The following is a 21,770-nucleotide window of genomic DNA, read 5'->3' on the forward strand; positions in this document are numbered from 1 at the left end:
GCTGCACGCGGACCGCGGGTGCGATCGGCACCCGGCCTTCCCTGCGCCCTCCGTCTGGAGTGGCGACCTCGAAGATCTTAACTCGGGCACTCATCATGCCGCGGGACCGGAGATGCTTGGCTTGCGGACTCATCATGAGGCGATCGGCATCGCGAGCACCCCGTGCGACTGCGCGGCAATGAGGGACGAGCGCAGACGCGCATCCCAGCGCTCGCCGCTCAACCCTCGACCTGCGACCGATACCAGTCGAGAATCTCGGCGCCGGTCCACATCACGACGTCGTCATGGCCGAGAATGTAGTCATACAGCATCTCGAGATATTTGATCCGGTGCGGCACGCCGGTGAGATAAGGATGGATCGAGATCGCCATCACCCGCGGTGCCTTCGCGCCCTCGAGATACAGCCTGTCGAACTGATCGCGGCCGCGCCGGTAGATCTCGTCCGACGGCTGCTGCTGCACAGCGCTGATGACGACGTCGTTGATCTCGACCGTATAAGGCACGGAGACGATCGTGCCTGCGCGCGTCTTCAGCGGCACCGGCTGGTCATCGATCACCCAGTCGGCGACATATTCGATGCCGGCTTCGGCGAGCAGATCGAGCGTCTCGTCGGTCTCGGTCAGCCCCGGACTCTCCCAGCCGCGCGGCGGCTTGCCGGTGAAGGCGGTGATCGCCTTGATGGTATCAGTGATCGCCGCGCGCTGATCTTCGACCTTGTGCATCGGCTTCTGCACGAAGCCATGACCCATGAAGTCCCATTCGGCCTCGCGCGCCGCCTCGCATACCTCGGGATAGAGCGAGCAGACCGAGCCGTTGATCGCGAACGTCGCCTTCAGCTTGCGGCTCGACAGTGTCTCCAGGAAACGCCAGAAGCCGACGCGAATGCCGTATTCGTGCCACGCCCAGTTCGGAATGTCCGGCAGCAGCGGCAGGCCCATCGGCGGCGGCAGCACGGTCCGCGGCATCGCCGCGGTCGGACTCCAGTTCTCGACATTGACGATGGTCCACACCGCCACACGGGCGTGCTTGGGCAGCCGCAGCAGCGGCCTCTTGTGGATCGGCTGGTAGTCGAACCGGCTGCGGACACTGCTCCCGATCGGATCGGTCATTGGCTGTCTCCCCATGTCGAACACGCGAGCACCCCAATTATATCTTGCCGCTGCCTTCGCCGAGCAGCTTCAGCGCGGTGCCGCAGCAGACGCATTGCCGCTCCTTGGCCGTCAATCCCGGGACGGCCGCGATCGTTCCTTGCGGATTGTTGTCAGCCATGTCGAATGGTGCGTCGGTGCCGACGCAGATGTGATCGGCACCGACGAGATCAATCAGATAGCGCAGGGCCTGCGGCTCGAACACCAGGCTATCGAAATAGATCCGCCCCAGGAGATCCCGCGGCGAGGATTTGGTGATGCCATGAGCCTCGCTGCGCACCTTGTGGCCATGCACCAGGCGGCCGATCTGATAAGGCGCGAAGCCGCCGCCATGCGCCAGCACGAGCTTCAGCCCTGGGAGTTCGTCGAGCCGACCGGAGAACATCAAATTAGCGAGCATCACCGTGGTGTCGAGCGGATTCCCGATCAGGTTGGTAAGGTAATAATTCTCCAGGCCTGCTTTGGCGCCGACGTAATAGGGATGGGCGAACACGAACACGCCGAGCTCCGAGGCACGTTTGAGCAGCGGCCGGAACCGCTCTTCGGCAAGCTGCGCACCCTCGATCGAGGTACCGATCTCGACCGCCTTGAAACGATGCTCCATGACCACGCGCTCGAGCTCGGCCACTGCGGCGTCCGGATGCTGCATCGGCACGGTCGCCATGCCGCGCAGGCGGTCCGGCTTGGCCGCGACCATGTCGGCAACACCGTCATTGACAAGGTGAGCTACCTGCAGCGCGAGGTCGGCGTCCGCCCAATAGTAGAACATCGGCGGCGCCGGCGAGATCACCGAGATGGTGATGCCCTTGCGATCCATCGCATCGAGCTTGGCCTCGGCCTGGTGAAACTCCGCAAACAGCGGGTAGACATAGCCCTGGTCGTGGATCACCTTGCGGGCTGCGCCCTCGCCTTCGATCCGCGCCTGGAAGCGCGCGGGTTCGGCCGCGATCGCCGCAACGATGCGGCTGGGAATGACGTGACTGTGGATGTCGATATGCATGACGTCTGCCGTGTTTCGAGCGTCCTGCCGACGCGGCTTCGATGACCCCGCTAATGCACCCCCAAAAACCGTACGAGCGATTGCGGGTCTTCCGCAAGCTCGGCGGCCTTCTCATGGACCACCTTACCCGTTTCCGGCACATAAGAGAATCGCAAGGCCCTGCTGCTCAGGCCGGCGACGATGCCCCCAAGGTGCTGCACCATGACAGGCGCGAACCCTTCCGGCAGGCCGCTCGCCGCCATCAACCCGCTGTTTCACTGAGGTTACCCGATCACATTTCCAGAACTGTGACACTCGCGGACGGGTCTCGATCGGCGCGTCCACATCTTTGCCGTTCTCTTGACCGGTTTGCGGATGAAGACGTCAGTGTCAGGTCATCGCTTACGCCTGTAGCGCAAACGATTCCACGCGATTACCATTGTCATCATCGAGCAAGTGCTTCTCGAACCCCGTTCGCGCATGAGCTTTGCAGAAGCACGTCAATGAGGCCGGTCATCATGTCCGCTCATCCATTCCGAAGCCTGCTCGTCAGCCTGTCGATCCTGGTCGCAGCGAGCGCTGCAGCGCAAGCCGAATCCACGATGGAGGCCTACAAGATCCTGGCAGGCAAGCAGTTCGTCGATCTCACACATGGCTTTGGACCCGATACGCCGGTCTGGTCCGGATTCGGCCAGGCCAAGATGTCGCCCGCCATCAGTCCTGAGACCAAGCAGCCCTATACGATCGCCAACGACGGCTTCCGTACCACTTACTATGAAATGGTGGGACAATACGGCACGCATGTCGATCCGCCGGCGCATTTCGACGAGCACGGCACGACCATGGACAGGATAGACCTGAAGCAAATGATTCTGCCGTTGATCGTGCTCGACGACACGCCCTATCTCGCCAAGGATCCCAATCACGCCTTTTCGCTCGATGACCTGCGCGCCTGGGAGAAAGAGCACGGGCAGGTGCCGAAGGGATCGTTCGTCGCGCTCAGGACCGACATGTCCAAGGACTGGGACAGCAATCCGGAGCGCTTCAAGCGCTCGCCGTTTCCGGCCTGGGCGTTCGAGACCATCAAGTTCCTGTACGAAGAGCGCGGCGTGACCGCGACCGGCCACGAGTCGATGGACACCGACATCACCGACAAGATGGATTCGGAGACCTACATCCTCAAGAGCGGCCACTACCAGATCGAGGTGATGGCCAATCTGGACAAGGTGCCGGCGACGGGCGCCGTGATCGTCGTGAGCTGGCCCAAGGTCAAGGACGGGCTCGGCTTCCCGGCCCGGGCCTTCGCGATCCTGCCATGACATCGGAACAATCGCCTCATTGCAGCAGCGCCCTCAGCTTGCGCACGGCGCTGTCGGGCGTGGTGAGCACCGGGCGGCCGCAGTTCGCAGTCACCCGATCCCGGGCACGGGCGAGGCTGAATTGCGCGAGCGCAACCGCATCGCAATCGCGCAGGTCGCTGGCCGCCTCTCCAACCAGCCGATCATGCCCGGCGCCGTCGCCCGCATCCAGGGCCGCCAGCGCGCCTTCGGCCAGCTTCAGTTTGAGTTCCACGCCATCGGGAAATTCCGCCGGCATCGATTGCAAGGTCGGGGCGAAGCTCGCGAGCAGGCCGATGCGGCGGCCGCATGCGACCGCCTCCTCGATCATCGCCTCATTGGGCTTCAGCACGGGAATGTTCGGATGCGCCTGCTTGACGCGATCGATACAGGGACCGAACGCAGAGCAGGTAAACAGGATGGCGCAGGCGCCGGTGCCGGTCGCGTAGCGCGCGAGCTCCAGAAAGCGCGCGGTCATCGCCTCGGTGATGCGTCCATCGCGTGCGAGATCGGCCGAGAGGCTGTCGTCGAGCAGGTTCATCAGCTGCGGCTCCGGCCACAACGCGCGGAACGCCGCCTCAATCGGCGCCGGCGAATGGCGCAACGCGTGAATCAGCGCAATCCTCATGACGAAACCTTCGTTGTCCGGCTGGCCGGCTGCAGCTTCGGCAGCACCTTCTCAGCGAGCAGGATCATCGAGCGACGGCCGAGGTCACGATCGTGCCAATCCTTGCCCGCGTAAAGCAGTGTGCCGAACTCGCCGACCTGCTCACGGAAAGCGAGCAGCTCGTCGGCGACCTTGTCCGGCGTGCCATAGATGACGAGCTCCTCGCAGACCTGGTCGAGCGTCACCTCGTCGTCCGGCTGGTCCTTGCGGGTCTTGAACAGGCCGATGCGACCGTTCTTCTTCAGTTTCGTGAAAAGCGAGCGGTAGTAGCCGACATAGGGGCCGTTGGGATCGGTGGCATAGGCCTTCGCGGTGGCGGCGTCCTCGGCGACGAAGATGCTCTTGGCCACACGCCAGTTGGCGGGATCGGCGGGACGGCCTGCGCGTGCGCAGCCCTCGACATATTTCGGCCAATGGCTTTTCACCCACAGCGGCATCAAAAAATTCGCCGAGATCGGCTCCCAACCGCGCGCCGCCGCCTCTGTCACGCCTTGCGAGAATGGCGCCACCGCGGTGACCACGATCGGCGGATGTGGACGCTGCAGCGGCCGCGACAGATAGCCCTGTCCGATCTCCGGCATCATCGTGCGTACGGTCGACACGTTCCAATACTTGCCCTTGATGTCGTAGGGCGGCTCGCCGCTCCAGATCGCCAGCATCATGTTGATGCATTCCAGGAACATCTCGTTGCGGTTGGCGTCGAGATTGCCGTAGAGCTCAGCATCGGACAGCAGCCCGCCCGGGCTGATGCCGAGCAGCAGCCGGCCGCCGAGCATATGATCGAGCATCGCGATCTGCGCCGCGGCGGTTGCGGGATGCGTGTTCGGCAGATTCAAGGTCCCGGTGCCGAGCTTGATAATCCGCGTCGCGCTGGCGATCCAGGCGAGAAAGGTGACGCAGGAGGTGATGTTCTCGGCCTTGTCGGTGACGTGCTCGCCACAATAGGCCTCGACGAAGCCGAGCTCGTCGGCGAGCACGAAGGCCTCGCGATCCTCGCGCAGCGACTGCTGCCAATCCTTGTCGATCGGATGGATCGGCATGGTGAAGAAGCCGAGCTTCATGACGCGCCCTTCCCTAATGACCTTCAGTTCGTATCGCTGCGATGGAGGCCGGACTGCGCCGCGATCACCTTGCAGACGGCCGCGGTGTCGAGCTCACCGAGTCCCATGCGCAGCGCCTCGTCATAGACCGGCTTCGAAGCGTCGAAGCAAGGCGTCCATACGCCAAGGCTGTGCGCAAACTCGTCGATCACGTGCATGTCCTTGTCCCAGGTCGAAACCCGCATCGTCGCGGGCTGATAGTCGTCCCGCGCCATCATCGGCGCGCGCAGCTCGAAGATGCGCGAGCCGCCAGCGCCGGGCGCAATCACCTCGACGACATCTCTCGGGTCCAGGCCCGACTTGATGGCGAGCACCATGGCCTCCGCCGAAGCGACGTTATGAATCGCAACCAAGAGGTTGGCGACGTATTTCATCCGGCTCCCATTGCCGAATGCGCCGAGGAAGGCCGTCTTCTTGGCGAAGTCGGCAAACAGGGGCATGCAGGCGTCGACTGCAGCGCGATCGCCGCTAGCATAGACGACGAGATCGCCGATTGCAGCCTGTGCGCCGGTGCCGCTCAGCGGGCAATCGAGCGCGACATGCCCCGCGCCCTCCATCATTGCTGCAAACGCAAGCTTTTCATCGACGGTGAAGGTGCTGAGCTCGGCGACGAAGCGCTTGGGCGCGCCGGACGCGGCAAGCTCCGCGGCGACGCTTTGCAGCGCCTTAGGGCTTGGAAGGCTGGTCAGAATGATCGGCACCTCGTGCGCAAGGCTGCCGGCATCCGGCGCGATCTCGACGCCATCAGCAGCGAGCGCCTCTCGCCTGTCAGCATCGATATCGACGCCGAGGACGCGCCAACCTCGCTCACGCAGGTTGCGCGCGACCGCGCCGCCCATGATGCCGAGACCGACGACGCCGACCGTGCGATCCATGCTGCCCACCTGGTATGTCCGCCCTGTTCGCGGTTATAAGGCACACGTCCGATCGGCGGAAGCTCTCACAGACGAAGCTTGTCCAGCCGATCGAGGGACGTTTGTTTCGTGCCGTGCCGCGCGCGAATATCGACAATGCGGCGCAAGGCACTCTCGGCACTTTCTTCGATCGCCAGCGCTGCGAGATCGGACAGCAGCAGCATTGCTTTTTCGTAGCCGGCTGGATTGCGGCGTGCGATCTCCGCCTCTACCTCATGTGAGATGGATCGCAGCCCCTCTTGCGCGGACCGATCGAGAGGCCGGTCGATCGCCAGGATTTCGTAGTACTGATATTCGCTCATGCGCAGGCCCCCTGGATGCACCGCCCGGTATGGATCAATCGCGATCGTGGCGCCGTCCAGGCCAGCCCGAAGCGAAAATAGTGCACTTCGCCCAACCCTTGCTTCTCGTTCCTTTCACCCAGCCCGCATATTTCGACATTTCCGGCTGAATTTGATCAGAAAACCTGATCGTCACAATCATTAAACTCGACTTCCCCTGATCATTGAGTGCCTCTAAATTGCGACAACCCGAGCAGGGGACCCCACGTACATCACGGCAGGAGACGACCATGGACGACACCACCAAGTGCCCATTTTCGGGCGCATTGCGCATACCGACCGCGGCGGGCTCCTGGTCCAACCGCGACTGGTGGCCGAACCAGCTGAACCTGAAGATCCTTCATCAGAATTCGCCGCTCACCGATCCGATGGGCAAGGCGTTTAACTATGCCGAGGAATTCAAGACCCTCGATCTTGATGCCGTCGTCAATGACCTCAAGGCCCTGATGACGGATTCGCAGGAATGGTGGCCGGCCGATTTCGGTCACTATGGGCCGTTCTTCATCCGCATGGCCTGGCACAGCGCGGGCACTTATCGCATCGGCGATGGCCGCGGCGGCGCCGGCGCCGGCACGCAGCGTTTCGCGCCGCTCAACAGCTGGCCTGACAACGCCAACCTTGACAAGGCCCGCCGGTTGCTGTGGCCGATCAAGCAGAAATATGGCCGCAAGCTCTCCTGGGCCGACCTCTTGATCCTGACCGGCAACGTTGCGCTGGAATCGATGGGCTTCAAGACCTTCGGCTTCGCCGGCGGCCGCGAGGACGTCTGGGAGCCCGAAGAGGACATCTATTGGGGCCCTGAGGGCAAGTGGCTCGCCGACGAGCGCTACAGCGGCGACCGTGAGCTCGCCGGCCATCTCGGCGCGGTGCAGATGGGCCTGATCTACGTCAATCCGGAAGGCCCCAACGGCAAGCCGGACCCGGTGGCGGCTGCGCGCGACATCCGCGAGACCTTCGGCCGCATGGCGATGAACGACGAAGAGACGGTGGCGCTGATCGCCGGCGGTCACACCTTCGGCAAGACGCACGGCGCGGGCGATGCCTCGCTGGTCGGGCCGGAGCCGGAAGGCGCGGCGATCGAGCATATGGGCCTTGGCTGGATCTCGAGCTATGGCTCGGGCAAGGGCAAGGACACCATCACCTCCGGCATCGAGGTGACCTGGACCTCGACGCCGACCAAGTGGAGCAACAACTTCTTCTGGAACCTGTTCGGCTACGATTGGGAGCTGACCAAGAGTCCGGCCGGCGCGCACCAGTGGACGCCGAAGCACGGCGCCGGCGCCAACTCGGTACCGGATGCGCATGACCCGACCAAGCGCCATGCGCCGTCGATGCTCACCACCGACCTCGCGCTGCGTTTCGACCCGGCCTATGAGAAGATCTCGCGGCGCTTCTACGAGAACCCGGATCAGTTCGCCGACGCCTTCGCCCGCGCCTGGTACAAGCTGACCCATCGCGACATGGGGCCGCGGGCGCGCTATCTCGGCAAGCTGGTGCCTGAGGAAGAGCTGATCTGGCAGGATCCGCTGCCCAAAGTCGATCACCCGCTGATCGACGACAAGGATGCATCCGCGCTGAAGGCCAAGATCCTGGCCTCCGGCCTGTCGGTTTCGCAGCTGGTCAAGACGGCGTGGGCCTCGGCCTCGACCTTCCGCGGCTCCGACAAGCGCGGCGGCGCAAATGGTGCCCGCGTCCGCCTCGCCCCGCAGAAGGACTGGGAAGCCAACGAGCCGGCCGAGCTCGCCAAGGTGATCTCGGCGCTGGAGAAGATCCAGACCGACTTCAACGCTTCGGCCACCGGCGGCAAGAAGGTTTCGCTCGCGGACCTGATCGTGCTGGCCGGCAACGCCGGCGTCGAAGCCGCGGCGAAGAAGGCGGGTCACGACGTCACCGTGCCGTTCTCGCCGGGCCGCACCGATGCGGCGCAGGACCAGACCGACGTCGAGTCGTTCAAGGTGCTGGAGCCGGTCGCCGACGGCTTCCGCAACTACATCAAGCCCGGCCAGCAGATCGCCGACGAGGAACTGCTGGTCGACAAGGCCCAGCTGCTGACGCTGACCGCGCCCGAGATGACGGTGCTGATCGGCGGCCTGAGGGCGCTCAACGCCAACTACGGCAGGACCAAGCACGGCGTGTTCACCGACAAGCCGGAGACGCTGACCAACGACTACTTCGTCAACCTGCTCGACATGCGCACCAAATGGGCCCCCTCCTCCACGGCGGGCGTCTATGAGGGCACGGACCGCGCGTCGGGCAAGGTGAAGTGGACTGGGACTCGCGTCGACCTCGTGTTCGGCTCGAACTCGCAGCTGCGCGCGCTGGCTGAGGTCTATGCGAGCGACGATGCCAAGGAGAAGTTCGTCGACGACTTCGTCGCGGTCTGGGCCAAGATCGGCGATCTCGATCGCTTCGATATCGCGAAAGATCCGAGCCGCAAGGTCGAGCTGCGTTAATACGCTGACTCCATCGACAGCAATCAGTGCACCCTCTCCCCTTGTGGGAGAGGGTAGATCGCCGGCACGGATGCGACGGCGAGCCGGGTGAGGGGTCTGTCTCCACGGCGAGAGACCCCTCACCCGCCCTCGCTTCGCTCGGGCCCCCTCTCCCACAAGGGGAGAGGGTAAGCCCTTTGACGTCGAGAGGGTCTCGCACTTCTCAACTAACAACTAATCAATTCAATTAATGTATTTGATATAATGAAGGGCGGCGCTGCAAGGCGCCGCCCTTTTGTTTCATCCTACTCCTCACCCCGCGCAGCACCACGCCCCGCGCCGCCGCCGTCGATCTGGCGGCCCATCAGCGCGATCGCCTTCTGATAGACGCCCGCCGCGTTCCAGGCCTCGATCGCTGCAAAGTTGGGCTCGCCCGGCTGGTAGCCGGCGCCGGCACGCCAGCCATTGGCGCGCAGGAAATTTGCCGTCGAGCTCAGCGCGTTCGCGGCGACGTCGAGATTGCCGGTGCCGTAGTTCAGGATGGTCTTCGGCATGAACTGAGTCTGGCCGACCTCGCCATGCATCGAGCCGCGCTGCGACGGCGAGATCGCGCCGCGCTCGATCAGCTTGAGCGCGGCGTAGAGCTGATCGGTGAAGAACTCCGGCCGCCGGCAATCATAGGCCAGCGTCGCGATCGAGGAGAGCATGTGCTGGTTGCCGCGCTGGCTGCCAAAGCCGGTCTCCATGCCCCAGATCGCGATCAGCGGTCCCGGCGGCACGCCGTAGCGCTGCTCGATCGAAGCGAACAATGCCGCCTGCGACTGCTTGAGCGCGCGTCCGCGCGCGACGATCGCGGCGGCGCCGCGCTTGGCCAGAAACGCATCGAGCGACAGGCCAAAGCTGCGTTGGCTGCGATCGGCCGCAATCGTGGCCGATGCATAGTTGGTCTGCATCAGCGCGCCGATGGCATTGGCACCGATGCCCTTGGCACGCGCCTCCTCGGCGAACTCACGCTTCCAGGCCTCGAAGCCGCCCGGCCCATTGCCGCATTGCGCGGCATGCGCGGCGCCCCCGAGCATTATCAGTAGTAGCAAGGCCTTCAGCGCAGCCCCTGCCAGATATCCAGCCTTGATCATTCATCTCTCCCGGCGTGGGACCAACGGACGCAGACTGATCCCGCCGGTCCCGGTTTTCGAAACTTACAAGCTCCACACTGCAGCTTCTGCGCGCAGCGAGAGCGTACTTGCGTGGCGAGCAAGGCTATTTCGCACTGCATCGCCTCGTCAACCGCTGGCACGGCGACAGCACGGCGCGCATCTTGCTTATCGACTTCGTCTGCATCGCGCGGTTGAATGTCACGAAACAAACATGTGGGAGCGAGGTACGATCGATGACAGAAGCGTCTATCCTGAGCGCACCATTGGCGCATTCAGCCGACAAGTCGCATAAGGCGATCTGGGCCGCATCGATCGGCAATTTGCTCGAATGGTACGATTTCGGCGTCTACGCCTATCTCGCCTCGCTCATCGCAACCAAGTTCTTCCCCGGCAATGATCCGACCGCCTCGCTGCTCGCCGCCTTCGCGGCTTACGGCGTCGGCTTCCTGGCGCGGCCGCTCGGCGGCATCGTGATCGGCCGGCGCGGCGACGTCAAAGGCCGCAAGGCGGCGCTGGTGCTGACGATCTTCCTGATGGCGTTCGGCACCATCGGGCTCGGCCTGGTTCCCTCCTATGAGAGCATCGGCATCTGGGCGCCGACACTGCTGGTCCTGCTGCGCATCCTGCAGGGCGTCGCCGCCGGCGGCGAATGGGGCACCTCGACAGCCTTCATGATCGAATGGTCGCCGCCGCACCGCCGCGGCTTTTTCGGCAGCTTCCAGCAGGTCTCGACCGCCGGTGGCTCGCTGCTTGGCTCGGCCATCGCGGCCATTCTGACCTCGTCGCTGAGCGCGCAGGCGATGCTCGACTGGGGCTGGCGCGTGCCGTTCCTGCTCGGCGCCGTCCTGCTCGTGGTCGGCATCTATCTGCGCCAGAACGTCGAGGAGACGCCGTCCTATGAAGCAAGCAAGAAGGCCGTCGCCGAGCAGCCAGCGGTCGCCGGCGCGCCGCTCGGCCTGCTCGCCTTTGGCTTCACCATCTTCTGGACCGTCGCCTACTACACGCTGCTCGCCTGGATGCCGAGCTTCACCCAGCGCTTCGCCGGCCTGTCGCCATCGCAATCGCTGTGGTCGAACACGATCGGCCTGGTCGCAATGATCATTGCAGTGCCGCTCTGGGGCGCGTTGTCGGACAAGGTCGGCCGCCGGCCTCTGCTGATGGCGAGCGCGATCAGCATCGGACTTCTGGCCTGGCCGCTGTTCACCTTGATGAGCAAGGCTGGCGGGCTCATGCTGGTGGCGCCGATCCAGATCTTCTTCGGCATCCTGCTCGCGCTCTATTCCGGAGCGGGGCCGGCTGCGATCTCCGAGATCTTCCCGACCCGTCTGCGCTCGACCTGGATGTCGACCGGCTATAGCCTCGCGGTCGCGATCTTCGGCGGCTTCGCACCGTTCATCGCCACCTGGCTGATCCAGGTCACCGGTTCGCCGGTGGCGCCGACCTATCTCTATCTGCTGCCGTCGGCGGTGATCTCGCTCGTAGTCATCTGGAAGCTGAGCGAGACCAGCGGACGTCAACTCGGCTGAGGCAAAGCGAGAGGCCCGTGCATGACCGATAGTCCGCTGATGTAGGCATGCGATAGAAACGCCAACGAACCGAGGAGCATGATCATGAGCGAGATGGCAAAGCTCGATCCTTCGAAACTCGAACCTTGGCAATGGCCGGAATCGCATTGGCGCGGCCTCGTCAATCACGTCCGCGCCGGTCGCAGCTTCCGCCCGAAGGCCTGGAAAGACGGCAAGCGCTGCGCCTTCGCGCTCTCTTTCGACAGCGATCACGAGACCAATGAGCTGCGCGACGGCGGCAAGTCGATCGGCCGCATGGCCTGGGGCCAATATGGCAACCGCGTCGGCGTGCCCACCGTCCTGAAGCTGCTGGCGAAGCACTCCGTGCCCGCGACCTTCTACGTGCCCGCCGTGGTCGCCCTGCTCTATCCCGACGAGCAGCGCCGCGTCATCGCCGAGGGACACGAGATCGGCATCCATTCCTGGATCCACGAGCTCAACTCGGTGCTGCCCTACGAGGCCGAGAAGGACCTGATGCTGCGCGCGGCTGATGTGCTGGAAAAGACCACCGGCGTGCGTCCCGTCGGCGCGCGCACCGCATCGTGGGATTTCTCGCCCACCACATTGCAGATCACGAAAGAGGCCGGGCTGCTCTACGATTCCTCGCTGATGGCCGATGTCGACTGCTACGAGCTCGTGCAGGACGGCGAGCCGACCGGCGTGATCGAGCTGCCAGTGGAATGGATCAGGGACGATGCGCCCTATTTCATGATGATGCGCTTCCAGAACCTGCGCCCCTACACGCCGCCCACCGATGTCTTCGACATTTTCCGGCGCGAGTTCGAGGCGGCCTATGAGGACGGCGGCATCTTCCAGCTGACCTGTCATCCGCATATCATCGGCTATCGCTCGCGGATTTGGATCATCGAGGAGCTGATTCGCCTCGCGCAGGCCAAGGGCGATGTCTGGTTCGCAACCCATGCCGACGTGGTCCGCTTCGCGCGCGACCACGCGGCGGACTGAGGGCGTTCGATGGGCAAGGTTGCGCTGGTCACGGGCGCGGCGCGCGGCATCGGCCGCGCCTGTGCGCTCGCTCTCGCCGAAGCAGGCTTCGACATCGCGCTGGTCGACCTGCTCGAGCCCGAGATGGCCACGACCGCAGCCGAGATCGATGCGCACGGCGCGCGCACGCTGACCTTCCAGGCCGATGCCGCCGCGTTCACACATGCTCACGTGATCGTCGACGAGATCGTCGCGACATGGGGCCAGATCGACGTGCTGCTCAACAATGCCGGCGCGCCGAGCCCGAAGCCGATCGTCGAGATCAGAGAGGAGGAGTTCGACCGCGCGATCGCGGTCAACCTGAAGAGCTGCTTCAACTACTGCCACGCCGCCGCGCCGATCATGCTGAAGCAGGAGACTGGTGGGCGCATCATCTCGATCTCGTCCCTGAACGCGCTGTCCGGTGGCGTCACCAGTGCTGTCAGCAAGCACGCCTATGCGGCGGCCAAGGCCGGCATTCTTGGCCTGACCCGCTCGCTCGCCAAGGAGCTCGGGCCGAAGGTCGCCGTGAACGCGATCTGCCCCGGCATCATCAAGACAGAGCTGCTGCGCGATCTGCTCGAAAGCCGCGAGGCCGAGCTGATCGCGGGCATCGCGATGGGCCGCGTCGGCACGCCGGAAGACGTGGCCAGCATCGTGCGCTATCTCGCCACCGGCGCGCATATGTTCATGACCGGTCAGCATTTCGTCGTCGATGGCTTTCAGTGGCATTGTTAGGCGCGCGCTGCCAACTCCGTCATTGCGAGCCACCCGGTCCGCGCAAAGCGCGGCCGGATGACAGGCTCCGCGAAGCAATCCCGAACCTTTGCTCTGGTACATTCTGGATTGCTTCGGCGCATGCGCCCCGCAATGACGCGCGATGCGAGAGAGCACACTCTCTCCACATCGTCATTCCGGGGCGCGCGTTAGCGCGAGCCCGGACTCCATACGCCCGAGCGGATGTGGTGATGGCAGACTGGAGCGGTCCGTGCCCGCACGACCTCCTGTGGAGATGGGACTGGCGACTTAGTCGCGCCGCGGAATGACACCAGGTCTTTGAGGCGGCCAATCGGCTCTGAACGTATTGATGCATGACTATTGGCGCGAGATGATTCCGGCGGAAAAACGGCCGATCGAGACGATCATCCGCGCCTCAAGCCGACGCTTTGCCCGACGGGCCGCGCGACGCCTGCGCAGGTCTGCCAGATTTTGGAAAGACTCTATCCAGAACAACAATGTGATGGTTGGAACTGGCGGGCGGGTTGCAATTGCGTCCGGCGGCAGGCAGCATGCGCGACTTCCAGAAGACCGTTTCCGCGGCGCGTGGTATGTTGTTTCCAGGCTTGGCCCAGTGCCGCCTTCGACTCAATCGGACCATTCGTACGCATCTAGCTTGGGGGATCTCCAATGACTGCACTGGCTGAGGCGCCGGTTCTTGACCGGACGGATGACCGTTGGAATCTGGTCTCGCATGCCGTTGCCAGCATCGAGGCTTCCGACCGCTTCCTGACGCCGTTCCCGCACATCGTGTTCCGGGACTTCTTCCCCGCCGACATCTATCGCGAGCTGATCGGCAATGTCCCCTCGGAGGGCTACGATCCGATCAAGGCCGACCAGACCCGCATGGCGCTGCGGCTCTATGGCGAGCATGTCGGCCACATCGAGCCGGCACGGCGCGAATTGTGGGCCGCGGTCTCGGCGATGCTGACCTCGAAGGAGGTCGAGAACGCGATCCGCCGCAAGCTGCATGAAGGGCTGGTGATCCGCGCCAAGGGCGACAAGGTGAGCGGGCCGGATGAGCTGAAGCTGGTCGCCAAGCCCGTGCTCTACAAGGATTCCGACGGCTACCAGATCAAGCCGCATCCGGACACGCGCAAAAAGGTCGTGACGATGCAGCTCTACTGTCCGGCTGACGAGAGCCAGGCGGATCTCGGCACGACGCTCTACCAGGCTTCGCTCAAGGGCCTGTTCCACGTCGGCTCCTATTGCCTGGAGCCGGTGAAGACGATCCCGTTCCTGCCCAATGTCGGCTACGCCTTCGTGGTGCTGAAAGCTTATCACACGCTGAAGCAGATGAGCTGGCACGGCCGGCCGAAGGTGAAAACGACGGCGCCGCGCATCACCATCCTCAATACGTTCTATCGCGACGAGAACGTCGGGTTCTGAGGCGGGCAGGCTCTCCTAACCTCTCCCCGCAAGCGGGGCGAGGGAGCCCACCGCTCACTGCGCAATAGCTCGCGAACATGTAGCTCAAGCTCCCTCCCCGCCCCTCTCTTTCAACAACCGCAGCCAAGCTGCAGCGGCGGGTGAGAGATAGGCGCCGCGGCGCCAGGCCATTGCCAGTGTCCATTCGGTGCCGGGTTCATCCAGGAGAGCAAGATGAATCGGCACCTGCGTGCGCTGGGCCGCGATCATCTTCGGCAGGAAGGCAACGCCAAGGCCGGCGCCGGCGAGCTCCGCAATGAAGTCGATCTGCGTGCTGCGCGCTGCCACGATCGGCTCGAAGCCGTTGCGGCGGCAGGCATCGCGGATGACGCGATTGAGCGCAAAGCCTGCCTCGAACAGGATGAACGGCGTCTCGCGCAGGTCGAGGAGCGTGACACTCTCGCAGGCGGCCAAGGGGTGATCGGCCGCGACCAGCACCATCAGCGGCTCGCGGCGCACGACCTGCGAGGCGAACTCGTCGGCGATCGGCGGCAGCAGCCCGGCAAAGTCGATCTCGCCGGCGGCGAGCAGCTCGTTGAGCCGGTCGCTGCCATGCTCGGAGAGCCGGATTTCGATCTCCGGAAAGCGCTGGCGATAGAGCGCAAACAGCGGCGCGAACAAGGTCGCGGAGCCGATCGGCGGCAGGCCGAGCCGCAGCACGCCGCGCTTCAGGCCGCGCAATTCCTCGAGCTCGGCCTGCAGGTCGTCGCGCTCGGTGAGCAGCCGGACGGCACGGCGATAGACGATCTCGCCGGCCGCGGTCAGCCGGCTCTTGTGGCCGAGGCGGTCGAGCAGCGGCAGGCCGAGCTCATCCTCGAGCTGCTTCACCGCTTTGCTGACGGTCGACTGTGTGGCGAAGACAACCTTCGCGGCCTGGGAGAAGCCGCCTTGGCGGACGACCTCGACGAAGCTTTTCAAGGTTCTGAGTTCCATGGAGGGCAGTTCTATTCCATCTGCGACTTTAATGCATTCAATCAATTCGCTTTGTACATATTGCGCCGCGATATATGATTTTGCTGCATTGCCGCAATCGGAAGGACCCCTCATGGTGCAGCGCAGCATTTCCTTTCAGCTCCGCCGTCTCCTGCGCCGCAGCCGACCGGCTCAGCTCGCGCTGGTGGCCGCGTTCTGGCTGGCCGGCGAAGAGCTGGTCCGGATCACCGGATTACCGCTGCCCGGCAGCATCATCGGCATGGGCCTGGCGCTGCTGGCGCTCGGCGTCCGGGGCCTGCACATCGGCAGCATGAAGCGCGGCGCCAACTGGCTGCTGGCCGAGATGCTGCTGTTCTTCGTACCGGCCGTGCTGGCGCTGCTCGACCACAGCGAGCTGCTCGGCCTGATGGGGCTGAAGATCCTCACCGTCATCGTCCTCAGCACCGTCGCGGTGATGAGCGTGACCGCGCTGACGGTCGATCTGTTCTACCGCTGGACCGAGCGTGATGAGCGTGCTGCCAACGCTGTGGCGTGAGCCGTTGGTCCAAGCGGTTGCCTGGTCGCTCGCGACCATCATGCTCTATTTCGGCGCCAAGCGACTGCACCGCCGCTGGCCGCGCTGGTGGCTGATGCCGCTCGGCGTGACACCGGCGCTCTTGATGATCGCGGCGCTGATGCTCCACGTCTCCTACCGCGACTACATTCGCGGAACGCATTGGCTGGTAGCGCTGCTGGGACCTGCGACGGTCGCTTTCGCGGTGCCGATCTATGAGCAGCGCGCGCTGATCCGTCGCCGCTGGCCGCTGCTGCTGGTCGGCATGATCGCGGGCAGCCTCACCGCCGTGATCACGAGCTGGGCCCTGGCCTACCTGCTCGGCATCGACGGCGCGCTGCGCTTGAGCCTGCTGCCGCGCTCGATCTCGACGCCGTTCGCGATGGAGGTGTCGGGCGAGATCGGCGGCATACCCGATCTCACTGCCGTGTTTGTCGTTCTCACCGGCCTGTTCGGCGCTGCGGTTGGCGACGTCGTGCTGGCGCGGCTGCCGCTGCGCTCGCGCATTGCCATGGGAGCCTCGTTTGGCGTCGGCGCGCATGGCGCCGGCACGGCGCGCGCGCACCAGCTCGGCCGCGAGGAAGGCGCAATCGCAGGCCTCGTGATGGTGTTGGTCGGGCTGATGAACGTGGCGCTGGCCCCAGTGCTCGCCGCACTGATGCGCTGAGCGGCGGAAGGCGCGAGTCCAACTACGCCGTCATTGCGAGCGCAAGCGAAGCAATCCAGCGCCAAGAAGGAAGTCTGGATTGCTTCGGGGCTGCGCCCCTCGCAATGACGTCAGGCACAAAGCTCCGTCAGCTCGTCGACCACGGCGAGTGCGCCGGTGAAATCGTCGTCGCTGAAGTAACGACTTCGGGTGACGATGCAGGGAATGCCGGCGCGCACCGCGGAGAGCAGGCCGTTTCCGGAATCCTCGAACGCAAGGCAAGCGCTCGCGGGCAGATCGAGCTGCGACAGCGCCTCGAAATAGGCGTCGGGCGCCGGCTTCTTGCGCGGAACGTCGTCGGCCGCGACGACGGCGGCGAACAGCCCCTCCCAGCGCGCGCCGAGTGTCTTCTCGAGCAGCGCATCGATATTGATCCGTGTCGTCGTGGTGGCGATGGCAAGCTTCTGGCCGCGCGCGCGTGCCGCATCGAGCAGCGTATGAACACCCGGTCGCAAGGGGCAAGTCGCAGCGGCCATCAGCGCCGCGAAGCGCTCGGTCTTGACCTGATGCAGCTCGGCGATCGCCTTGTCCGAGAGCGGTGGGCCGGAGCGCCGCATCTGGTCGAAGGCGCGGATGCGCTCCTTGCCGCCGGCCACCCGCAACAGATCGCGATAGATGCGCCGGCCCCAGTGCCAGTCGAGCCCGACCTGCACGAAGGCCTCGTTGAACGCGGCGCGATGCAGCTCCTCGGTCTCGGCCAGCGTGCCGTCGATATCGAAGATCAGCGCGGTCGCCTCTGCCAGCCGGCGCCGCGCCTCGGCAAGAGGCGATGTCGTCGCGGCCGGCATGGCGCTCATGGCTGCATCTCCACAGCTTCCGGCCTGGTAAACACGCGGCTCGCCAGCACGTCCGCCGCCTCGATCGAGGTCACCTCCGCCGCGGTCAGCACCCGATCGAGCCGCGACACCAGACGGTTCGCCTGGCGCAGGCGGATGCGGTCGAGCGCGTTGCGGATCGAGCGGGCATTGGAGAACAGCGGCTGCATCCGGCGCACGGCGATGTAGCGCTCGAACGCGGCGCGGGCCTCCGGCGTGAAGCGGTAGTTCTGCTCCTCCAGCATCAGCTCGGCGATCGTCAGCAGCTCGCCGGAGGAATAATCCGGAAAGTCGATGTGATGACCGATGCGCGAGCGGAAGCCCGGATTGCTCTGGAAGAATTTCTCCATCCGGTCGCCATAGCCGGCGAGGATCACGACGAGGTCCTCGCGCTGCTGTTCCATGATCTGCAGCAGGATCTCGATCGCCTCCTGGCCGTAGTCGCGCTCGTTCTCCGGACGATAGAGGTAATAGGCCTCGTCAATGAACAGCACGCCGCCCATTGCCTTCTTCAGCACTTCCTTGGTCTTCGGCGCGGTGTGCCCGATATATTGCCCGACCAGATCGTCGCGGGTGACGCTGATGACGTGGCCACGGCGCACGAAGCCGAGCCGGTGCAGGATGCCGGCCATGCGGAGCGCCACCGTGGTCTTGCCGGTGCCGGGATTGCCGGTGAATGACATGTGCAGCGTGGGAAACGTGGTCGCAAGACCCATCTTCTGCCGGATGCGCTCGACGAGCAAAAGCGAAGCGATCTCGCGGATACGGGTCTTCACCGGTGCGAGCCCGACCAGCTCGCGGTCGAGCTGCGCCAGCACGGGCGCAATCTCGACATCCTCGAACTCGCGGCGCAGGTCGATGGCGTCGATCGGCGCCGTATCCGCTGAGCCAAGTTGAGCGGCAGCTTCCATCATGGTTGATACCGCTCCCCTTCCGGCCGCTCGGTCGCATAGGACTTCGTCGCATAACGAAGATTGCGCCCGACGGTTTCCTGACGGTCGAGCCGGAAGCCCGGTTCCTGTTTCGGCCGGTTAACGATGAAGGAGATGCGCACCGACTCCCAGCCATGTGAAGAATCGAAGCCCGAGACGCGGATATAGCGGTCGCCATAGATGCGCCGGCATTCGGCGAGCTCACGCATGATGCCAGCGGCATCGCGCAGGTCGAACATCGGCAATCCCCACATGTCCCAATAGGTATTGCGTGGATGCGGATCGTCTGTGAACTCGATGTTAACAGCCCAGCCCCGGTCAAGGCAATACTGGACCTGGGCCGTAATCTGCTCGTCGGTCAAATCAGGCAGGAACGAGAAGCAACCCTGGGTGACGCGCATGGTAATCTCCTCTTCAGACCGCAGCCGTGACGGTGGGAACAAAGTCCGGCGTGTCGGTCGATTCGTAGTTGAAGGTGACGTCCTTCCAGACTTCGAGCGCCTCGCGTAGTGGCGTGCAACTCTGTGCGGCGCGCGCGAGAATCTCGGGGCCTTCATGGACGTAGTCGCGGCCCTCGTTGCGGGCGAGGATCATCGCCTCGAGCGCGACGCGGTTGGCAGTGGCGCCCGCCTGGATGCCGCGCGGATGGCCGATCGTGCCGCCGCCGAACTGCAGCACCACGTCCTCGCCAAGCAGATCGAGCAACTGGTGCATCTGCCCGGCGTGAATGCCGCCGGAGGCGACTGGCATCAGCTTGTTGAGGCTGGCCCAGTTCTGGTCGAAGAACACGCCGTGCTCGAGCCGCATCGGATTGAAGTCCTCGCGGCATATGTCGTAGTAGCCGCGCGTGGTGTTCGGATCGCCTTCGAGCTTGCCGACCACGGTGCCGGCATGGATGTGATCGACGCCGGCGAGCCGCATCCATTTGGCGATGACGCGGAACGACACGCCATGCGAGCGCTGCCGCGTGTAGGTCGAGTGACCTGCGCGATGCAAATGCAGGATCATGTCGTGCTTGCGCGCCCACTTCGCCATCGACTGGATCGCGGTGTAGCCGATCACGAGATCGATCATGATGATGCAGGAGCCAAGCTCGCGGGCGAACTCCGCGCGCTCATACATGTCCTCCATGGTCGCCGCGGTGACGTTCAGGTAAGTGCCCTTGATCTCGCCGGTCGCGGCCTGCGCCTTGTTCACCGCCTCCATGCAATAGAGGAAGCGCTCGCGCCAATGCATGAAGGGCTGCGAGTTGATGTTCTCGTCGTCCTTGGTGAAATCGAGCCCGCCCTTCAGTGCTTCGTAGACGACGCGGCCGTAATTGCGCCCGGAGAGGCCGAGCTTCGGCTTGACCGTCGCCCCGAGCAGCGGCCGGCCGAACTTGTCGAGCCGCTCGCGCTCGACCACGATGCCGGTCGCGGGGCCCTGGAACGTCTTCACATAGGCGACCGGCAGGCGCATGTCCTCCAGCCGCAGCGCCTTCAGCGGCTTGAAGCCGAACACGTTGCCGATGATGGAGGCCGTGAGATTGGCGATCGAGCCCGGCTCGAACAGGTCGAGATCATAGGCAATGTACGCGAAGTAGACACCTGGCGAACCCGGCACCGGATCGACGCGATAGCACTTGGCGCGATATTTCTCCGCCGCCGTGAGCCGATCGGTCCACACCACGGTCCAGGTCGCGGTCGAGGATTCGCCGGCGACCGCGGCGCAGGCCTCGGTCGGATCGACGCCGTCCTGCGGCGTCACCCGGAACAGGGCGATGACATCGGTGTCCTTCGGCTGATAGCCGGGCTCCCAATAGCCCATGCGCTTATATTCCATCACGCCGGACTTGTAGCGATCCTTGCCACGCACCGTGATCGACTGGTCGTTCATCTCTTCCTCCTCGTGCTTGTCTGTGGCCCGCGTCCTCACGCGGCTGCGGTCATTGCCTCGACCTGCGGATCGAGCGCGCCGCTGCGATAGCGCCGCGCCATCTCGGCCAGCGGAATCACCTTGATGCGCGAGGCGTTGCCGGCGGTGCCGAACTGCTCGAACCGCTCGCGGCAGAGGCTGCGCATCTCGTCCATCGCCGGCTTCAGGAATTTGCGCGGATCGAACTCGCCTCTGGTCTGCGTCGCGACCTTGCGGAACACCGCGGCCATCGCCAGCCGGCAATCGGTGTCGATATTGACCTTGCGCACGCCGTGCTTGATGCCGCGCACGATCTCCTCGACCGGCACGCCCCAGGTCTGCGGCATCTCGCCGCCGAACTGATTGAACATATCCTGCAGCGGCTGCGGCACCGAGGACGAGCCATGCATGACCAGATGCGTATTCGGCAGGCGCCGATGGATCTCCTCGATCACATGCATGGCGAGGATGTCGCCGTCGGGCTTGCGCGAGAACTTGTAGGCGCCATGCGAGGTGCCCATCGCGACCGCGAGCGCATCCACCTTGGTCGCGCGGACGAAGTCGACCGCCTGCGCCGGATCGGTCAGCAGCTGATCGTGACTGAGCTGGCCTTCGATGCCGTGGCCGTCCTCCTGCTCGCCACCGCCATGTTCGAGCGAGCCGAGCACGCCGAGCTCGCCCTCCACGGAGGCGCCGACCCAATGCGCCATCTCGACGACGCGGCGGGTGATGTCGACATTGTAGTCGTAGTCCGCGGCGGTCTTGGCATCGGCCTTCAGCGAGCCGTCCATCATGACCGAGGTGAAGCCGTGCCTGATCGCGGTGGCGCAGGTGGCTTCGTCATTGCCGTGATCCTGATGCAGGCACAGCGGGATTTGCGGATACATCTCCTCCAACGCATCGATCATCTTCGCCAGCATGATGTCGCCGGCATAGGAGCGCGCGCCGCGCGAGGCCTGCAGGATGACGGGCGCATCGACCGCGGCCGCCGCCTCCATGATCGCGAGCCCCTGCTCCATGTTGTTGATGTTGAAGGCGGGCACGCCGTAGCCGCGCTCGGCCGCATGGTCCAGCAGCTGCCTCAAGGTGATCTTCGCCATTTTCTATCTCCT

Annotated in this window: 22 protein-coding genes; 8 read left to right on the plus strand and 14 right to left on the minus strand. The window is 64.5% G+C overall.

Going from position 1 to position 21,770, the window contains the following annotated elements:
- Window positions 1-218 precede the first annotated feature (218 nt).
- Genes P6U24_RS30740 through P6U24_RS30750 form a run of 3 tightly spaced genes read right to left on the minus strand, consistent with a single transcriptional unit; the run spans window position 219 to window position 2,393 of the window.
- Entirely contained in the window at window positions 219-1,109 is an 891-nt protein-coding gene (locus tag P6U24_RS30740) for a polysaccharide deacetylase family protein (RefSeq protein ID WP_407156171.1), read from the minus strand.
- A 37-nt stretch (window positions 1,110-1,146) separates the two neighbouring features.
- On the minus strand, window positions 1,147-2,148 hold the full coding sequence (locus P6U24_RS30745) for an amidohydrolase family protein (protein ID WP_407156172.1): 1,002 nt from the start codon (window positions 2,146-2,148) through the stop codon (window positions 1,147-1,149).
- Window positions 2,149-2,198: 50 nt separating this feature from the next.
- Window positions 2,199-2,393, minus strand: a complete 195-nt coding sequence (locus tag P6U24_RS30750) for a hypothetical protein (protein ID WP_407156173.1) — start codon at window positions 2,391-2,393, stop codon at window positions 2,199-2,201.
- Window positions 2,394-2,645: 252 nt separating this feature from the next.
- Between P6U24_RS30750 and P6U24_RS30755 the strand changes: the two genes are divergently transcribed.
- Entirely contained in the window at window positions 2,646-3,446 is an 801-nt protein-coding gene (locus P6U24_RS30755) for a cyclase family protein (RefSeq protein WP_407156174.1), read from the plus strand.
- A 16-nt stretch (window positions 3,447-3,462) separates the two neighbouring features.
- On the opposite strand, the gene P6U24_RS30760 is transcribed toward P6U24_RS30755, so the two are convergent.
- From P6U24_RS30760 to P6U24_RS30775, 4 genes are all read right to left on the minus strand, one after another.
- Window positions 3,463-4,092: an aspartate/glutamate racemase family protein gene (locus P6U24_RS30760; RefSeq protein ID WP_407156175.1), complete on the minus strand. Its 630-nt coding sequence runs from the start codon at window positions 4,090-4,092 to the stop codon at window positions 3,463-3,465.
- The gene (locus P6U24_RS30765; protein WP_407156176.1) at window positions 4,089-5,192 is read right to left on the minus strand and encodes an LLM class flavin-dependent oxidoreductase; all 1,104 of its coding nucleotides are present in this window, start codon (window positions 5,190-5,192) and stop codon (window positions 4,089-4,091) included. Before P6U24_RS30765 ends, P6U24_RS30760 begins: the two co-directional genes overlap by 4 nt.
- 23 nt (window positions 5,193-5,215) lie before the next feature.
- Complete coding sequence (locus tag P6U24_RS30770) at window positions 5,216-6,106, minus strand: NAD(P)-dependent oxidoreductase (RefSeq protein WP_407156177.1); 891 nt, start codon at window positions 6,104-6,106, stop codon at window positions 5,216-5,218.
- A 65-nt stretch (window positions 6,107-6,171) separates the two neighbouring features.
- On the minus strand, window positions 6,172-6,447 hold the full coding sequence (locus P6U24_RS30775; protein WP_407156178.1) for a hypothetical protein: 276 nt from the start codon (window positions 6,445-6,447) through the stop codon (window positions 6,172-6,174).
- A gap of 269 nt (window positions 6,448-6,716) precedes the next feature.
- On the opposite strand from P6U24_RS30775, the gene katG reads away from it, so the two are divergent.
- Window positions 6,717-8,939, plus strand: a complete 2,223-nt coding sequence (gene katG / locus P6U24_RS30780) for a catalase/peroxidase HPI (protein ID WP_407156179.1) — start codon at window positions 6,717-6,719, stop codon at window positions 8,937-8,939.
- 284 nt (window positions 8,940-9,223) lie between these two features.
- Here katG and P6U24_RS30785 read toward each other — a convergent pair whose 3' ends face one another.
- Entirely contained in the window at window positions 9,224-10,054 is an 831-nt protein-coding gene (locus tag P6U24_RS30785; protein ID WP_407156180.1) for a lytic transglycosylase domain-containing protein, read from the minus strand.
- A gap of 254 nt (window positions 10,055-10,308) precedes the next feature.
- On the opposite strand from P6U24_RS30785, the gene P6U24_RS30790 reads away from it, so the two are divergent.
- The 4 genes from P6U24_RS30790 to P6U24_RS30805 all read left to right on the plus strand — a co-directional run bounded on the left by P6U24_RS30790 (window position 10,309) and on the right by P6U24_RS30805 (window position 14,787).
- Window positions 10,309-11,601 carry an MFS transporter gene (locus P6U24_RS30790; protein ID WP_407156181.1) on the plus strand — a complete coding sequence of 431 codons (1,293 nt, stop codon included), beginning with the start codon at window positions 10,309-10,311 and terminating at the stop codon, window positions 11,599-11,601.
- A gap of 84 nt (window positions 11,602-11,685) precedes the next feature.
- Window positions 11,686-12,603 (plus strand): polysaccharide deacetylase family protein, encoded by a 918-nt coding sequence (locus P6U24_RS30795; RefSeq protein ID WP_407156182.1) that lies wholly within the window; start codon window positions 11,686-11,688, stop codon window positions 12,601-12,603.
- 9 nt (window positions 12,604-12,612) lie between these two features.
- Window positions 12,613-13,359: an SDR family NAD(P)-dependent oxidoreductase gene (locus P6U24_RS30800; protein WP_407156183.1), complete on the plus strand. Its 747-nt coding sequence runs from the start codon at window positions 12,613-12,615 to the stop codon at window positions 13,357-13,359.
- A gap of 669 nt (window positions 13,360-14,028) precedes the next feature.
- Window positions 14,029-14,787, plus strand: coding sequence for a hypothetical protein (locus P6U24_RS30805; RefSeq protein WP_407156184.1), 759 nt, complete (start codon window positions 14,029-14,031; stop codon window positions 14,785-14,787).
- 84 nt (window positions 14,788-14,871) lie between these two features.
- Here the strand turns inward: P6U24_RS30805 and P6U24_RS30810 are convergent, their stop codons facing one another.
- The gene (locus P6U24_RS30810) at window positions 14,872-15,759 is read right to left on the minus strand and encodes a LysR family transcriptional regulator (protein WP_407156185.1); all 888 of its coding nucleotides are present in this window, start codon (window positions 15,757-15,759) and stop codon (window positions 14,872-14,874) included.
- Window positions 15,760-15,871: 112 nt separating this feature from the next.
- On the opposite strand from P6U24_RS30810, the gene P6U24_RS30815 reads away from it, so the two are divergent.
- Entirely contained in the window at window positions 15,872-16,294 is a 423-nt protein-coding gene (locus P6U24_RS30815; protein ID WP_407156186.1) for a CidA/LrgA family protein, read from the plus strand.
- Window positions 16,266-16,979: an LrgB family protein gene (locus P6U24_RS30820; RefSeq protein ID WP_407156187.1), complete on the plus strand. Its 714-nt coding sequence runs from the start codon at window positions 16,266-16,268 to the stop codon at window positions 16,977-16,979. The genes P6U24_RS30815 and P6U24_RS30820 overlap by 29 nt, the downstream gene beginning before the upstream one ends.
- A gap of 110 nt (window positions 16,980-17,089) precedes the next feature.
- Here P6U24_RS30820 and P6U24_RS30825 read toward each other — a convergent pair whose 3' ends face one another.
- Genes P6U24_RS30825 through fba form a run of 5 tightly spaced genes read right to left on the minus strand, consistent with a single transcriptional unit; the run spans window position 17,090 to window position 21,758 of the window.
- Window positions 17,090-17,815 carry an HAD-IA family hydrolase gene (locus P6U24_RS30825; RefSeq protein WP_407156188.1) on the minus strand — a complete coding sequence of 242 codons (726 nt, stop codon included), beginning with the start codon at window positions 17,813-17,815 and terminating at the stop codon, window positions 17,090-17,092.
- Window positions 17,812-18,744, minus strand: coding sequence for a CbbX protein (gene cbbX, locus P6U24_RS30830; RefSeq protein WP_407160650.1), 933 nt, complete (start codon window positions 18,742-18,744; stop codon window positions 17,812-17,814). Before cbbX ends, P6U24_RS30825 begins: the two co-directional genes overlap by 4 nt.
- Entirely contained in the window at window positions 18,744-19,166 is a 423-nt protein-coding gene (locus P6U24_RS30835; RefSeq protein WP_407156189.1) for a ribulose bisphosphate carboxylase small subunit, read from the minus strand. The genes cbbX and P6U24_RS30835 overlap by 1 nt, the downstream gene beginning before the upstream one ends.
- Before the next feature lie 13 nt (window positions 19,167-19,179).
- On the minus strand, window positions 19,180-20,640 hold the full coding sequence (locus tag P6U24_RS30840; protein ID WP_407156190.1) for a form I ribulose bisphosphate carboxylase large subunit: 1,461 nt from the start codon (window positions 20,638-20,640) through the stop codon (window positions 19,180-19,182).
- 35 nt (window positions 20,641-20,675) lie between these two features.
- Window positions 20,676-21,758: a class II fructose-bisphosphate aldolase gene (fba, locus tag P6U24_RS30845; protein WP_407156191.1), complete on the minus strand. Its 1,083-nt coding sequence runs from the start codon at window positions 21,756-21,758 to the stop codon at window positions 20,676-20,678.
- Between the last annotated feature and the right edge of the window lie 12 nt (window positions 21,759-21,770).

Origin of the sequence: Bradyrhizobium sp. STM 3557 (assembly GCF_045571465.1) — a bacterium.
Taxonomy (GTDB): Bacteria; Pseudomonadota; Alphaproteobacteria; order Rhizobiales; family Xanthobacteraceae; genus Bradyrhizobium.

Coding starts and splice junctions, on each gene's coding strand:
- P6U24_RS30800 (WP_407156183.1), top strand. CDS start 12,613: ATGGGCAAGGTTGCGCTGGTCACGGGCGCGGCGCGCGGCATCGGCCGC.
- P6U24_RS30820 (WP_407156187.1), top strand. CDS start 16,266: ATGAGCGTGCTGCCAACGCTGTGGCGTGAGCCGTTGGTCCAAGCGGTT.
- P6U24_RS30815 (WP_407156186.1), top strand. CDS start 15,872: ATGGTGCAGCGCAGCATTTCCTTTCAGCTCCGCCGTCTCCTGCGCCGC.
- P6U24_RS30795 (WP_407156182.1), top strand. CDS start 11,686: ATGAGCGAGATGGCAAAGCTCGATCCTTCGAAACTCGAACCTTGGCAA.
- P6U24_RS30775 (WP_407156178.1), bottom strand. CDS start 6,447: ATGAGCGAATATCAGTACTACGAAATCCTGGCGATCGACCGGCCTCTC.
- P6U24_RS30755 (WP_407156174.1), top strand. CDS start 2,646: ATGTCCGCTCATCCATTCCGAAGCCTGCTCGTCAGCCTGTCGATCCTG.
- fba (WP_407156191.1), bottom strand. CDS start 21,758: ATGGCGAAGATCACCTTGAGGCAGCTGCTGGACCATGCGGCCGAGCGC.
- P6U24_RS30805 (WP_407156184.1), top strand. CDS start 14,029: ATGACTGCACTGGCTGAGGCGCCGGTTCTTGACCGGACGGATGACCGT.
- P6U24_RS30770 (WP_407156177.1), bottom strand. CDS start 6,106: ATGGATCGCACGGTCGGCGTCGTCGGTCTCGGCATCATGGGCGGCGCG.
- P6U24_RS30740 (WP_407156171.1), bottom strand. CDS start 1,109: ATGACCGATCCGATCGGGAGCAGTGTCCGCAGCCGGTTCGACTACCAG.
- cbbX (WP_407160650.1), bottom strand. CDS start 18,744: ATGGAAGCTGCCGCTCAACTTGGCTCAGCGGATACGGCGCCGATCGAC.
- P6U24_RS30810 (WP_407156185.1), bottom strand. CDS start 15,759: ATGGAACTCAGAACCTTGAAAAGCTTCGTCGAGGTCGTCCGCCAAGGC.
- P6U24_RS30760 (WP_407156175.1), bottom strand. CDS start 4,092: ATGAGGATTGCGCTGATTCACGCGTTGCGCCATTCGCCGGCGCCGATT.
- katG (WP_407156179.1), top strand. CDS start 6,717: ATGGACGACACCACCAAGTGCCCATTTTCGGGCGCATTGCGCATACCG.
- P6U24_RS30790 (WP_407156181.1), top strand. CDS start 10,309: ATGACAGAAGCGTCTATCCTGAGCGCACCATTGGCGCATTCAGCCGAC.
- P6U24_RS30835 (WP_407156189.1), bottom strand. CDS start 19,166: ATGCGCGTCACCCAGGGTTGCTTCTCGTTCCTGCCTGATTTGACCGAC.
- P6U24_RS30825 (WP_407156188.1), bottom strand. CDS start 17,815: ATGAGCGCCATGCCGGCCGCGACGACATCGCCTCTTGCCGAGGCGCGG.
- P6U24_RS30785 (WP_407156180.1), bottom strand. CDS start 10,054: ATGATCAAGGCTGGATATCTGGCAGGGGCTGCGCTGAAGGCCTTGCTA.
- P6U24_RS30765 (WP_407156176.1), bottom strand. CDS start 5,192: ATGAAGCTCGGCTTCTTCACCATGCCGATCCATCCGATCGACAAGGAT.
- P6U24_RS30840 (WP_407156190.1), bottom strand. CDS start 20,640: ATGAACGACCAGTCGATCACGGTGCGTGGCAAGGATCGCTACAAGTCC.
- P6U24_RS30745 (WP_407156172.1), bottom strand. CDS start 2,148: ATGCATATCGACATCCACAGTCACGTCATTCCCAGCCGCATCGTTGCG.